The organism is Ensifer sp. NM-2 (assembly GCF_003024455.1).
In the GTDB taxonomy this organism is placed as follows: Bacteria; Pseudomonadota; Alphaproteobacteria; order Rhizobiales; family Rhizobiaceae; genus Ensifer; species Ensifer canadensis.
Genome location: NZ_PVZR01000009.1, coordinates 206,957 through 219,903 on the forward strand (window position 1 = coordinate 206,957; position 12,947 = coordinate 219,903).

Annotated in this window: 11 protein-coding genes; 3 read left to right on the forward strand and 8 right to left on the reverse strand. The window is 64.4% G+C overall.

Annotated features, from left to right (window positions below; translation table 11 throughout):
- Positions 1 to 228 precede the first annotated feature (228 nt).
- The 5 genes from cbiB to C6558_RS19570 all read right to left on the reverse strand — a co-directional run bounded on the left by cbiB (position 229) and on the right by C6558_RS19570 (position 5,009).
- A complete protein-coding gene (gene cbiB, locus C6558_RS19550; RefSeq protein WP_025427364.1) occupies positions 229 to 1,203 on the reverse strand; it encodes an adenosylcobinamide-phosphate synthase CbiB in 975 nt (324 codons plus the stop codon).
- Entirely contained in the window at positions 1,204 to 2,277 is a 1,074-nt protein-coding gene (gene cobD / locus C6558_RS19555) for a threonine-phosphate decarboxylase CobD (protein ID WP_107027603.1), read from the reverse strand.
- Positions 2,274 to 3,575, reverse strand: coding sequence for a cobyrinate a,c-diamide synthase (locus C6558_RS19560; RefSeq protein WP_084815263.1), 1,302 nt, complete (start codon positions 3,573 to 3,575; stop codon positions 2,274 to 2,276). Before C6558_RS19560 ends, cobD begins: the two co-directional genes overlap by 4 nt.
- A complete protein-coding gene (gene cobA, locus C6558_RS19565; RefSeq protein WP_025427367.1) occupies positions 3,572 to 4,414 on the reverse strand; it encodes a uroporphyrinogen-III C-methyltransferase in 843 nt (280 codons plus the stop codon). The genes C6558_RS19560 and cobA overlap by 4 nt, the downstream gene beginning before the upstream one ends.
- A 136-nt stretch (positions 4,415 to 4,550) precedes the next feature.
- Positions 4,551 to 5,009: a cobalamin biosynthesis protein gene (locus C6558_RS19570; protein WP_025427368.1), complete on the reverse strand. Its 459-nt coding sequence runs from the start codon at positions 5,007 to 5,009 to the stop codon at positions 4,551 to 4,553.
- A gap of 456 nt (positions 5,010 to 5,465) precedes the next feature.
- On the opposite strand from C6558_RS19570, the gene C6558_RS19575 reads away from it, so the two are divergent.
- The 3 genes from C6558_RS19575 (at position 5,466) to C6558_RS19590 (ending at position 7,873) form a co-directional block, all read left to right on the forward strand.
- Complete coding sequence (locus C6558_RS19575) at positions 5,466 to 6,251, forward strand: TSUP family transporter (RefSeq protein WP_025427369.1); 786 nt, start codon at positions 5,466 to 5,468, stop codon at positions 6,249 to 6,251.
- Positions 6,252 to 6,798: 547 nt separating this feature from the next.
- Positions 6,799 to 6,993 (forward strand): hypothetical protein, encoded by a 195-nt coding sequence (locus C6558_RS19585; RefSeq protein ID WP_025427370.1) that lies wholly within the window; start codon positions 6,799 to 6,801, stop codon positions 6,991 to 6,993.
- 286 nt (positions 6,994 to 7,279) lie between these two features.
- Positions 7,280 to 7,873 carry an isoprenylcysteine carboxylmethyltransferase family protein gene (locus C6558_RS19590; protein ID WP_025427371.1) on the forward strand — a complete coding sequence of 198 codons (594 nt, stop codon included), beginning with the start codon at positions 7,280 to 7,282 and terminating at the stop codon, positions 7,871 to 7,873.
- Between the two features lie 55 nt (positions 7,874 to 7,928).
- On the opposite strand, the gene C6558_RS19595 is transcribed toward C6558_RS19590, so the two are convergent.
- The 3 genes from C6558_RS19595 to cobN form a co-directional block, all read right to left on the reverse strand.
- Positions 7,929 to 8,354, reverse strand: coding sequence for an EamA family transporter (locus C6558_RS19595; protein ID WP_025427372.1), 426 nt, complete (start codon positions 8,352 to 8,354; stop codon positions 7,929 to 7,931).
- On the reverse strand, positions 8,354 to 8,998 hold the full coding sequence (gene cobO / locus C6558_RS19600) for a cob(I)yrinic acid a,c-diamide adenosyltransferase (RefSeq protein ID WP_025427373.1): 645 nt from the start codon (positions 8,996 to 8,998) through the stop codon (positions 8,354 to 8,356). The genes C6558_RS19595 and cobO overlap by 1 nt, the downstream gene beginning before the upstream one ends.
- A 122-nt stretch (positions 8,999 to 9,120) precedes the next feature.
- Positions 9,121 to 12,897: a cobaltochelatase subunit CobN gene (gene cobN / locus C6558_RS19605; protein ID WP_107027604.1), complete on the reverse strand. Its 3,777-nt coding sequence runs from the start codon at positions 12,895 to 12,897 to the stop codon at positions 9,121 to 9,123.
- Positions 12,898 to 12,947 lie beyond the last annotated feature (50 nt).

Here is a 12,947-nt window from a genome sequence, read left to right on the forward strand (position 1 = left end):
CGTGTGAAACCTCGACTGCATGCCTCCGATCAGCGGAGAAAATCCCGCAGCAGGCTTCAGGCGCGTTGCAGCATCCTTTGCGCGTCATATTTGACCCGCAAGGCCGCAATCAGTGGAACCAAACGTCCGCAGAGAATAACCGGCCCGTAATGTTGCAAGTTTAATACATATGGAAAGAAAAGTCTTAATGCCAAGATCAACTTGCCGTGGATACGCGGTAGAAACCGATCAAATCATGGCGATCAGAAGAACAGCCAAGGTCATTGCCGAACAAGCACCATAGAATACAGCGATACCGGCGTCGATGTCTTCGCTTTCGGCAACGGCGCGGCCAGGCCCATTGATCATCGGTTCGCTGACCATGACCCCGCCATAGACGCGCGGACCCGCTAGCTGCAGGTCCAGCGCGCCGGCCATCGCCGCTTCCGGCCAACCTGAGTTGGGGGAGCGGTGCAGGCCGTGATCGCGAAACGCCACTCCGATCGCATCGGCCGCCGCGGGGCGCCCACGATGCAGCCAGGCGCCGGCAGCGATCAACAGGACGGATAGTCTCGCTGCCGGCAGGTTGGCGACATCGTCGAGCCGGGCGGAGGCCCAGCCGAAATTGAGGTATTTCGGCGATTTGTGGCCGATCATCGAATCGGCGGTGTTCAGCATCTTGTAGGCGAGCAGCCCGGGAAGACCGGCAACCGCATACCAGAAGGCAGGCGCCACCACCCCATCGGAAAAGTTCTCGGCAAGGCTTTCGATCGCGGCGCGGCAGACGGCGGGCGCATCGAGCGTCTTCGGGTCGCGCCCGACGATCATCGACACGGCGTTTCGGCCGCCTTCCAGCCCCCCCAACCGCAAGCCTTCGGCAACGCGCCGGACATGATCGCCAAGGCTCTTCTGCGCCAGGAACACCGCAACGACGACAGCCTCGAGCAGGTAGCCGATGGGGGCCATCACCGAGAACAAGCGGTGCAGGATGCTGCCGGCAAGCACGCTGGCAAGCAGCAGCACGCCGATCGTCAGGATACCGCGTATTTTCAGGGCGCCGGCACCGAGGCTCTCATGCCTGTTCAGCGCCCCATCAAAAACCGCGATCGCCTTGCCGAAAAACACCACGGGATGCGGCAGGCGTGACCAGAGCCAGTCCGGATCACCGACGACACGATCAAGCAGCAGGGCAGCCACAAGGATGAGAAGAATCTCGCTCGACACTCAGCACTCCCCTGGGCGCAACGCGTCCCCAGGGCGCAACGCGTCCCCAGGGCGCAACGCGTCCCCAGGGCGCAACGCGTCCCCACGGCGCAGGGCGTCCGCCAGTCGCCGGTCACCTTCCGCATCGGGCGCAAGCCCGATCCTGAGCCAGCGAGAATCGTAGTCGAATTTGCGCGTCAGGATCTGCGCCTCGCAGAGATGACGGTGCAAGGCATGGGCATCGGCATGTTCCACCAGCACGAACAGCCCGGTTCCACCGATGCGCTTGAGACCGGCCTCATCAAGAACCGCATCGAGCCCAGCGCGACGCTCAAGAATGCCCGCGGCGATCGCTTGCGTATCGCCGGACATCAATGCCTTGGAGATAACCAGCGCCGGCCCGGACACTGCCCAGGGGCCGAGCCACTCACGAAATGCATCGAGCACGGTATCGGCTGCCACGACGAAGCCCAGGCGCAGGCCAGCCAGACCGAAGAATTTCCCGAAGGAGCGGAAGACGATGAGATTGTCGTGGGCGCCGACTTGGCCGGCGACACTGAAGTCCGGCTCCAGATCGCCGAAGGCCTCGTCGACGACCAGCACGCCGCCATTCGCCGCCATCGTCGCCGCCATCGCCAGGATTCCTGCCGGCTGGAAGGCGCGGCCGGTCGGGTTGTTGGGGTTGACCACAACTGCAAGGCCGTGGTCGACGCCAAGATCCTCGGCACGCTCCACCCGATCGACGGCAAAGCCTGCCGCGGCCAGCACGCGTGCGTATTCGCCATAGGTCGGGCCGAAGACCGCGACGCGGCGACCGGTAGGAACCAGCCGCGGCAACAGCTGGATCACCGACTGGGTGCCGGGAACCGGCAAGGGCTGGATACCATCGGTTCGGTAGTAGCTGGCGGCGGCAGCGCGCGCGCCATCGATCGTCAGTTTGTCGGGCAGCCGGTGCCAGGCCTGCTGCGGCACCGGCGGCAATTCGACCGGGCGCGGATTGATGCCGGTCGACAGGTCAAGCCAGTCCTCGAAGCGGCCGCCGAAACGGGCAGCGGCTTCGGTGACGCCGCCGCCATGCACGATCGGCGCGCTCATGGCCTGCCCGCAATATCGATGAGATGCATGAACGAGCCGGCGACATTATCGCGCTTCAAACCCGCCTGCCCCAGATCTACGCTGGCGGCATCGCTGACGGAAAACAGCCGATCGGCTGCCCCTTCCGAGACGATGGTCGCATAGTGGAATTCGTGCGCCGTCATGGGTCCATCGAAGAATGTGTTGTCGAGGGGCACGACGCGGCGGTAGCCGAGGTGCCGCCTGCGCTCGGCAAAACTTGTGGTGAGCGGCAGCAGGCCGAGCATTTCGTAGCGCGCACCGTCGGCCGCGACAAGCCCCTCGCCCAGCACCATGTAGCCGCCGCACTCGCCGAAGATCCGCGCGCCACGCCTGGCCGCCGTCCCGATACCGGATCGGAAGGCTGCCGCCGCCTGCAGGCGTCCAGCATGAAGCTCGGGATAGCCGCCCGGCAGATAGACCGCATCGGCCGCCACGTCCGGGCCTTCGTCGGCAAGTGGCGAAAAGAAGGAGATTTCCGCCCCGGCGCGGCGCCAGCCGAAGAGCAGGTGTTCGTAGCAGAAGGCGAAGGCCACATCCCGTGCCACGGCGATATGCTGGCCGAGCGGTTTGAACCGGGTGACCTCGGCCATCACCCGCTCTTCCGGTGAAAGTGCTGACGCAGCGCGGATCGCGTCGAGATCGCAGGTCGCCTCGACCCGGTCCGCCGCATAGTCGATGAAAGTTTCAAGCGTGCCGTGTTCTCCTGCCTGCACCAGGCCGAGGTGCCGCTCGGGCAGCTTCAGGGCACCATCCTGCCGCAGCACGCCGAAGACAGGCATGGCCACGCGCGTCAGCGCATCGCGCAGCATCATCTCATGCCGATCGCTGCCGACCTTGTTGAGAATGACGCCGGCAACGCGGATATCTTTGCGGTGATCGGCATAACCGCGCACCAGTGCCGCCACCGAATGCGACATGCGGGCACAATCGACCACCAGGATGACGGCGAGATCGAGTGCCTCGGCAAGATCGGCCGGCGCACCGCTGCCGTCGGCGGCACCGTCATGCAGGCCCATCATCGCCTCGACGACGAGCGTGCGCCCATCGGCGGCGTAGGCCGCATTTGTCGCGAGAAGCGCGGGGCGCATGGCCCAAGGGTCATAGTTGAGGCAGGGCTCGCCGCTCGCCGCGGTATGAAATGCCGGGTCGATATAATCAGGACCTGCCTTTCCCGGCGCGATCGCCATGCCGCGCCGTCGCATGGCGCGCATCAGCCCGAGTGTCACCGTGGTCTTGCCGGAGCCCGAACAGGGCGCGGCGATCAGCAATCCGCTCATGCGGGATCCCTGAGCCCGCGGCTTGCAAGAGGATCGGCCACAAGCTGCCGCCCATCAAGCGCCCCGATCCAGTCGAGCGACGCCCGCAGGCGCACGACCTCGCCGACGACGACGATCGCCGGCGGCTCCAGACCGGAAGCGATAACATCGGCTTCGGCGCGCGCCAGCGTCGTTTCGAGCACCGTCTGCTCCGGCGTTGCCGCATTGCAGACGAAGGCCACCGGCTCTTCCGGCGAGCGCCCGGCACCAATGAGATTGGCGGCGATGGCGCCGATATGTTTCATCGCCATGTACATCACGATCACGGGCGAGCCCGAGGCAATGCCTTGCCAATTGATGCGGTCCGGCACTAGGCCGGAGGAGTCGTGACCGGTCAGGAACGTGACGGCGTGGTTGACCTCGCGGTGGGTGACGGGAATGCCGGCATAGGCAAGCCCACCAATCCCGGCAGTAATGCCCGGCACGATGCGAAACGGGATGCGGTTTTCGACCAGCGTCAGCGCCTCCTCGCCACCCCGCCCGAAGACGAAGGGATCGCCGCCCTTGAGACGCAGGACGCGCTGGCCGGCGCGCGCCAGCTCGACGAGCCGGAGAGAAATATCGCGCTGTTTCGGCGAAGGCTTGCCACCGCGCTTGCCGGCAAACTCCAGCACGGCGCCCGGCCGGGCGAGCTTCAGGCAGTCCTCGTTGACCAGCGCGTCGTGAACGATGACATCCGCCTGCCGCAGCGCATTGGCGGCATGAAGCGTCAGCAGGCCGGGGTCGCCCGGGCCAGCGCCGACGAGCCAGACGGTACCGGGCTCAAGCGCAGGCAGGCCGGAAAAAATCGTGTCGTTCATGCCGTTTCTCCCGCCACGCGCTTAAAGCCTACCGCTGAACTGCCTTGGCACCGAGCGGATTCAGATTCACAGGAATTCCGCATAGTTATTTGAAATATCTTGCATATCTTTACCAAAACGCGATCCGAGAAATAGCTCATGATGCGGCCGCCAGGGTTGCCGGCATGATTGCCAGACGGTGATCGGCAGGCCCGGCAATCGCTGCCGTTGCATGTGAAGACGTGAGCTTGGCAACCAGCAACACGCTTGCCGAGCCGGCGCCGACAAGAGCGGCGCCCTCGGCAACACCGTGGCAGCCGGTATGGGCAAAGACAATCGCCGAGGGATTTTGCAGCCGGGGCGCTTCGGCTTCAAGCGTCGCCGCATCGAAGAAGCGTGCGGCCACGGCAAAGTGCTCGGCGGCAGCGTGGATCGCCGGCTCGCCGCGCCTCGCGTCGAGCGAGGCGACGAAGCCGATATCGGCTTTGTCAGCGCCGGCCTGCGCCAACGCCTTTTCGGCAAGCGCAATCACTTCATCAATCGGCGTGCCGCGCTCGCAGCCAAGACCGAGGACGAGTGGTCCCGGCGGTCGCCGCGCTATGCTGGATGATTTCATGGTCGACCTCGGCCCCCTTCGCGGCAATCCACACGAAGCGCCGCCCGGCTCAAATCCCGGGTCGGTCTGGACAGCACCGATTCCAGCCCCCTGCCTGGGTCGGCCGCATCGGACGCTCTTTCAGTCCGCCAGAAGCGGACGCCGTCGCACATCCGTCATTTTTACCGGAGGCAACCGCACGGGTCAAACCGGATTGCGCCATCGCCATGTCGCGTTTGACGAAACCCACCACTCGCCTTCGGCGCGCGCATACCGCCAGAACCGGCAATCGACGGAAGACAGCAAACGCCCATCCGAGTACCCATAGTCTCAGAATAAGGCACTGATTTCTTGAGAGAATTCTCATCTTGCGACGAGCATCGCAGATGCACCACGACAGAAGGCTTTGCATTTCGCCGCGGCCTCTGACACAAGGCGAGAAAGGCCTGCATACTCCTCCCTCCTCGAGTCTCTCCCGTGCAAGATCTCGCTTTCCACCTGCTCGTGTTCCTGTTCGTTGCCGCCTTCATTGCCGGCTTCATCGATTCGATCGCCGGCGGTGGCGGCATGATTACCATTCCCGCCATGCTGATTGCCGGCATCCCGCCGCTCCAGACGCTGGGCACCAACAAGCTGCAGGGGCTGTTCGGCTCGGGCTCGGCAACCCTTTCCTATGCCCGGCGCGGTCACGTGAACCTGAAAGAGCAATTGCCGATGGCGCTGATGTCGGCGGCGGGCTCCGTGTTGGGCGCGCTGCTCGCGACCGTCGTTCCCGGCGACGTTCTGAAGGCGATCCTACCCTTCCTGCTGATTGCCATCGCGCTCTATTTCGGCCTCAAGCCGAACATGGGCGACGTCGACCAGCACCGCCGCATCACGCCGTTCGTGTTCACGCTGACGCTCGTGCCGCTGATCGGCTTCTACGACGGCGTCTTCGGTCCCGGCACCGGCTCGTTCTTCATGCTCGGCTTCGTCACGCTTGCCGGATTCGGCGTCTTGAAGGCGACGGCACATACGAAATTCCTGAACTTCGGCTCGAATGTCGGCGCCTTCGCCGTCTTCCTGTTCTTCGGCGCCATCCTGTGGAAGATCGGCCTGATGATGGGCGTCGCCCAGTTCCTCGGCGCCCAGGTCGGCTCGCGCTATGCCATGGCCAAAGGCGCCAAGATCATCAAGCCGCTGCTCGTCGTCGTCTCGATCGCGCTGGCCGCCCGGTTGCTGGCCGACCCGACACATCCGCTGCGCATCTGGCTGGGGCTCTGAGGCGGGACCCACCTACGCGCTGTTTGCCTGTGCTGCCGAGCGCAGGCGGCCAACGTCATCCTCACGCGACCGGTCAAAGGCTCGGATCTGAAGAGCTGGGCGTTGGCGGTCGCCTGACGTGCGGGTCCCAGAAAGGCGCGTGTCGCACTGGCCCGCAAGCTGGCGGTGGTGTTGCACCACATGCTCATGGACAGAACCAACTTCATTCCCCACAAGGTGACGCCAGCCATGGCCGCTTGAGCCGGAAGGAGACAACAACACAGGTTTCGGGTGGGCACTGCCATCAGCCCCCCCGAGCGAGGTCCCTTCGCCGGGACGATGGATGGGTTAGGCCGCAGACTTGGGCGCAGCACTCAGGTGACTGCGCGCCCCTAGATTGGCCAGCCGGTCCTCAGCAGACCCCATAGAGCAGCGGCCCAGCGTCGACTGCGAACAGAAGCAAGCACTCGGCGAGGGATTAAGCTCACAAGGGATTGACTCAAGGCCCGTTACAGAAGGCCAAGTCTCCCGCACTCCTTGGCGGGAGGTTCGAACTTAGGAGATTACAATGAAAATTATTATCGCCGCAGTGGCATCACTCGCGTTTGCGACTTCCGCTATTGCTGCTGTGCCGTCGACGCCAACCGAGAAGAAGCCCACTGTCAAAACTGCAGGCCAAGTTGAACTGGCATGGGGCAAAAACCGCTCGGGCCAAACCACGACATCGTCCGACAAGTACTCGAACGGCAGGACCTTTCGCTGATCCAGCCTAATGCAAAAAGGGCGGCTGCGGCCGCCCTGAATTTTGGCAATATGCGGCTATGGCGGGAAGCGGTGACGTCCTCCCCAAGGCCCCCGCGGGTGTCACCTCTCACCGTCGGCTCGCCGGTGAAATTCCCGTAACCAAGACGAAAGTCGAGCAAGGCCGCACCTTGAGCCTCTAGTCGCTAGAGATTTCAGAGTGCCACTCATGCTTCGCCAGTCAGGGGCCGCATGGGGCCGCCTGCCCGCGAAGCGTCGTGCTGTCCTTCGCTCGCCTTGAGGTTCCAATGTTTACCACCCTGCCCGCCATCCTGATGCTTGTCGTCGGCCTGTTCACCCTGGCGCTGGCGATCCTGCGCCGCGTGCAGTCTGGCCGCTCGCCCGTTGTGCTGACCTATGGCAACGACGCGGAAGGTTTTGCCGGCAAGCTCTTTCGGATGATCGTGGCGGCGCTGGTGGTTCATCTCCTGGCGATCGCCGCCTTTCCCGATGCGGTCGGCGCCACGCTCGGCCGGATCCCGATGCTCGACAAGCCGCTCCTTCACGCCGTTGGCCTCGTGCTCATGACGCTCGGCGGCGGGTTGACGATGCTGTCGCAATGGGCGATGCGCCACTCGTGGAAGATCGGCATACCGGAGGAGCAGGACGCGCCGCTGGTCACCTCCGGCCTCTACGCGTTTTCCCGCAACCCGATTTATGTCGGCATGGTCACGGCGCTGACCGGCACCGTGCTGGCCGTGCCGAACGTCGCCTCGGTGGCGCTCACTCTCTCAGCCTGGATATCGATCTCCTATCAGATCCGCATGGAGGAAACGTACCTCTCCCGCGCTTTTGGCGAGGCGTATGGCGCCTATTGCAAGCGCGTCCGGCGGTGGATCTGAAATCACGCGGATTGCGCGCCAATGGAACCTGCGGCGGCTGGACCCGCACCCGACCTCAAAACACCGCCAGCAGCAGCGCGCCGGCGGCAATGAAAACGACACCGAGCCAGTTCATCAGGTTGAGCTTTTCGCCGAGGAACAGCACGCCGAAGATGGCGACCATGACGATCGACAGCTTGTCGATCGGCGCCACCCGCGCCGCATCGCCGAGCTTCAGGGCGCGGAAATAGGCAAGCCAGGAGGCGCCGGTGGCAAGGCCGGAAAGTGCCAGAAACAGCCATGTCCGCCCCGGGATTTCCGAAGGCTTCTGCCATTGCCCCGTTGCCGCGACGATGCCGGCCAACACGAGGAGGATGACGACGGTGCGGATCAGCGTGGCGAAGTCGGAGTTGATCTGGGCAACCCCGACCTTGGCAAACACTGCCGTGAGCGCCGCAAAGGCAGCCGAAAGCAGAGCCCAGAACTGCCAGCTCTGGCTCATCAGAACTCGACGCCCTTCTGCGCCTTGATGCCGGAGCGGAACGGATGCTTGATCAATTCCATCTCGGTCACCAGATCGGCGGCTTCGATCAGGTCTTCCTTGGCGTTGCGGCCGGTCAGTACCACATGGGTCATGTGCGGCTTTTCTTCCTTCAGGAAGCGCACGACTTCGGCCACGTCGATATAGTCGTAGCGCAGCGCGATGTTGATTTCGTCGAGCAGCACCATCGAGTTGCGCTCGTCGCGGATCAGTTCCTTGGCCTTCTCCCAGGCCTTTTCCGCCATCGCCACGTCGCGGGCGCGGTCCTGCGTTTCCCAGGTAAAACCCTCGCCGAGCGTATAGAACTGGCAGACATCGCCGAAATGCTTCTCGATCAGGTCGCGCTCTCCGGTTTCCCAGGCGCCCTTGATGAACTGCACGACGGCGCAGGGCATGCCATGGGCGATATGGCGGAAGATCATGCCGAAGCCGGCGGTCGACTTGCCCTTGCCCTTGCCGGTGTTGACAATGATCAGACCCTTCTCGTCGGTCTTCGTCGCCATGATCTTTTCGCGTGCGGTCTTCTTCTTCGCCATCTTCATCGCATGGCGGGCATCGTCCTTTTCGGCGACACCTTCACCCGTGCTCACCACTTCTTCGCTCATGACGTTCTCCTCAATCATATGAATCTATCGTGGGATGCGGACGTAGTACCGCCCGCGATCTCACTCTTTGCAATTGCGCAACTCCGGACGGAAAACCGTTTCAAGCTTTCCCCGGAGCTGCTCTATTCGTTTCCGGCGCGAAGCCGCACCGCAGCCGTTGTGCGGCCGCTCAGTTCAAAGCGTGCCGAGTTGGAGCGCGGGATCCAGAGATTACGGTCGATCGCCTCCAGCAACCGCTCCGAGAGCTCGGCGAGTGCCGCCGGGTTCTTGTCGCGCAGGAAGCCTGACACCCGCTCGTCGACGATGAAAGCCTGGTAGGCAGCCTCGAAATGATGGTCGCGCACGGCACCCGTGGTTGCGGCAAAGGCAAACATGTAGTCGACCGTCGCGGCGATCTCGAAGGCGCCCTTGTAGCCGTGGCGCATGACGCCATCGATCCACTTGGGGTTGACGACGCGCGCGCGCACCACACGGCCGATCTCTTCCTCCAGCGAGCGGATGGCCGGCTTTTCCGGCCGGGAGTGGTCATTGTGGTAAATCGCCGGCCGGGCGCCGCTCAGGTGCTCGGCGGCAAGGCTCATGCCGCCTTCGAACTGGTAGTAGTCGTCGCTGTCGAGCAGGTCGTGTTCGCGGTTGTCCTGGTTCTGGACCACCGCTTCGATCGTGCGCAGCCGCTCCTCGAAGAGCTCCCGTCCCGCCTTGCCCTCCTCGCCGGCGCCATAGGCATAGGCGCCCCAGGTGAGATAGGCATCGGCGAGATCGGCTTTGCTGTCCCAGCCCTTCTCGTCGATCAGCGCCTGCAGGCCGGCGCCGTAGGCTCCGGGCTTGGCACCGAAGACGCGGTAGGAGGCGCGGCGCGCGGCTTCCGCCGGCTCGACGCCCGACGCCTCCAGCCGCTGCGTCTCGGCGCGCATGCGCGCGGCGATCATATTGTCGGCATCGTCTTCCTCAAGCGCCCCGACGGCACGGATCGCCTTGTCGAACAGCGCGATCTGGTCCGGGAAGGCATCGCGGAAGAAGCCTGATATCCGCAGCGTCACGTCGACGCGCGGGCGGCCAAGCATCGCCAGAGGCACGATTTCATAGCCCATCACCCGGCGCGAGACCATGTCCCAGGTGGGCTTGGTGCCGATCAGCGCCAGGGCCTGGGCGATGTCGTCACCGCCGGTGCGCATGTTCGCCGTGCCCCAGGCCGTCAGGCCGAATGAGGACGGCCATTCGCCGTGATCCTGCAGATAGCGGCGGATCAGCAGTTCGGCGGATTTCTTGCCAAGTTCAAAGGCCGCCGGCGTCGGCACCGAGCGGCTGTCGACGGAGTAGAAATTGCGGCCGGTCGGCAGCACGTCGGGACGGCCGCGGGTCGGCGCGCCGGAAGGCCCCGGCGCCACGAAGCGGCCATCAAGGCCGGTGAGAAAGCCGGCCATCTCGGCAGCGCCGGAGTTGATGATCGATGGCTTCAGTCGCGCCTCGATCTCGCCAAGCACGGTGCGGGTGGCAGGCCAGTCCTCGGGCGCGAGCGTCTCGCCAGAAACGAACGCCGCCGCCAGCAGCTCGATGCGCTCGACAGTATCGCCGGCCGTCCGCCACGGTGCATCGGAAATGGAGGAAAGCATGTCCGGCCGTGCGCCTTCCCAGGGATCGGACATCACGCAATCGAGCGGATCGAAGCCGAGCCCGGCATCCGCGGCCATCGCCCGCTGCAGGCTCTGGTCGGCGCCTTCGCCAAGGCTGCGCGGCACCCGCGCCAGCGCCACGGTCAGGTCGGTCAGCAACCGCCCCTCCGGTGCAACGCCAAAAATGTGCAGGCCATCGCGGATCTGCATTTCCTTGAGGTCGCAGAGATAGGCGTCGAGCTTCTCCAGCGCCTTGTCGTCGCTGTCGCCCTTGTCGATACCGGCATCGTGGTCGAGGCCGATGTCACGCACGAGGTCGAGGATCTGCCGGCTGAGCAGCCTGAGCCGGCGCGGATCGCCGCCGGCCGCGTCGTAATATTCGTCGACCAGCGCTTCGAGATCCTTCAGCGGCCCATAGGATTCCGCCCTCGTCAGCGGCGGCGTCAAATGGTCGATGATGACGGCGCTGGTGCGGCGCTTGGCTTGCGTGCCCTCGCCGGGATCGTTGACGATGAAGGGGTAGACATGCGGTAGCGGCCCAAAGATCGCCTCGGGATAACAGGTCTCCGACAGCGCTAAGGCCTTGCCGGGCAGCCATTCCAGATTGCCGTGCTTGCCCATATGCACAATGGCCTGCGCGCCGAACTGGTTGCGCAGGAAAGCGTAGAAGGCGAGATATCCGTGCGGCGGCACCAGATCCGGCGAATGGTAGCTTTCCTTCGGATCGATGTTGTAGCCGCGCGCCGGCTGGATGCCGACGACAATCTCGCCGAAGCGGGCAAGCGGCAGCGCGAAGGCGCCATCGAGGAAGAACGGGTCGGTTTCCGGCGCACCCCAGCGATCGCTGACCTCATCCTGAATCTGTTTCGGAAGCGAATCGAAGAACGTATTGTAATCGCTGAACGAAAGAACTTCGCGGATCTCGCGATCGCGGCTCGCCGCGTTGGTCGGCCCAGCCATCAGGTAGCCGATCAGTGCATCGCCATCCTCAGGCACGCCGGCGACGGGATAACCTTCGCTCGCCATGGCGCGCAGCACTTCAACCGTGCCCGCCGGCGTATCGAGCCCGACGCCATTGCCGAGTCGGCCATCGCGATTGGGGTAATTGGCCATGATGATGGCGATCCGCCGTTCGGCCGGACGGGCGCGGCGCAGTTTTGCCCAATTGACCGCAAGCCTGGCGGCAAAGCGGACCCGGTCGGAAAGCGGTTCGTGCCCGACGATGTTGGCTTCGACCTTGGGATCGTAGATCGAGGCCGCCTTGAAGGAGACGGCGCGCGCCAGAATGCGGCCATCGACCTCCGGCAAGGCAACGTTCATGGCGAGATCGCGCGCCATCAGCCCCTGCGGCGAGGCCTGCCATTGCGCGCGCGACGATCCGGAGAAGATCACCTGCAGCACCGGCGCGCCGGTTGATTCCAACACGGTCGGCTGCCTGTCGGCACCGGGCGAGGAAACGGCAAAGCCGGTGGCGTTCATCACCACGTCGGGTGCCGCCTCGGAAAAAATCGATTGCAGCGTGCCGACCGAAACGGCATCCTTGAGGCTGGAGACAAACAGCGGCAACACGCGCATGCCTTCGGCGGCAAGCGCCTCGATCAGCGCTTCGACCGGCCGGGTCTCGCCGCTCTGGACCAGGGCGCGATAAAAGCAGATCCCGACTGCCGGGGGTTCGAATCCCTCCCCCGCGACCATCCGCTCTTGGACACGTGCCTTCCATTCGCTGACGCCGATGACGCCCGCGCCCGGCCACCAGATGCCGGCCTTGAGCAGCGGTTTTGCCGGCTGCGGCTTTTCCGCGTCTGAGATCAACGCCTCGGCGTAGTCGAGGAACAGGCCGGCATTGTCAGCGCCGCCCTCGGTGAAATAGGCCCAGAGGCGCTGGCGGTCGTCGGCCTCAACGGTCGAAAACGGCTCGAGGCCGGGATCGGGCTTGTCGTCGCCGGGCAGCACCGCGATCTGGAAGCGGTGGGTGACGGCGGCGGCATGCAATGCTTCCAGCACATAACGGAAATAGCTGGCGCCACCGAGCGGCCTGACCACGATGAGTTTTGCATGCCTTGCCGTGCGCTCGACATAGGTGTCGACCGACATCGGGTGCATCAGGTTCATCAGGCTGGCGATGCGCAGGCTCAGCTCCCCGTCGCGCCGGCCATGGGCCGCCGCGATCGACGAAAGCTCGGTGTCGGCGGCCGACAGGAAAAGCACGTCGGCCGGCGTTTGCCCCAGGTCGATCGCCTCGTTGCCGTCGGCGATCGTTCCTTTCTGGGCGAGAAGCAGATGCATGTTTCTGTCCGTTCGAGCAATTCCAGGAAAAGCGTGAAATGGCTTTCCTG

Excerpts from the sequence above, each read along its gene's own strand:
- cobD (WP_107027603.1), bottom strand. The coding sequence starts at position 2,277 with ATGAGCGCGCCGATCGTGCATGGCGGCGGCGTCACCGAAGCCGCTGCC.
- C6558_RS19560 (WP_084815263.1), bottom strand. The coding sequence starts at position 3,575 with ATGAGCGGATTGCTGATCGCCGCGCCCTGTTCGGGCTCCGGCAAGACC.
- cobA (WP_025427367.1), bottom strand. The coding sequence starts at position 4,414 with ATGAACGACACGATTTTTTCCGGCCTGCCTGCGCTTGAGCCCGGTACC.
- C6558_RS19570 (WP_025427368.1), bottom strand. The coding sequence starts at position 5,009 with ATGAAATCATCCAGCATAGCGCGGCGACCGCCGGGACCACTCGTCCTC.
- C6558_RS19585 (WP_025427370.1), top strand. The coding sequence starts at position 6,799 with ATGAAAATTATTATCGCCGCAGTGGCATCACTCGCGTTTGCGACTTCC.
- C6558_RS19590 (WP_025427371.1), top strand. The coding sequence starts at position 7,280 with ATGTTTACCACCCTGCCCGCCATCCTGATGCTTGTCGTCGGCCTGTTC.
- C6558_RS19595 (WP_025427372.1), bottom strand. The coding sequence starts at position 8,354 with ATGAGCCAGAGCTGGCAGTTCTGGGCTCTGCTTTCGGCTGCCTTTGCG.
- cobO (WP_025427373.1), bottom strand. The coding sequence starts at position 8,998 with ATGAGCGAAGAAGTGGTGAGCACGGGTGAAGGTGTCGCCGAAAAGGAC.
- cobN (WP_107027604.1), bottom strand. The coding sequence starts at position 12,897 with ATGCATCTGCTTCTCGCCCAGAAAGGAACGATCGCCGACGGCAACGAG.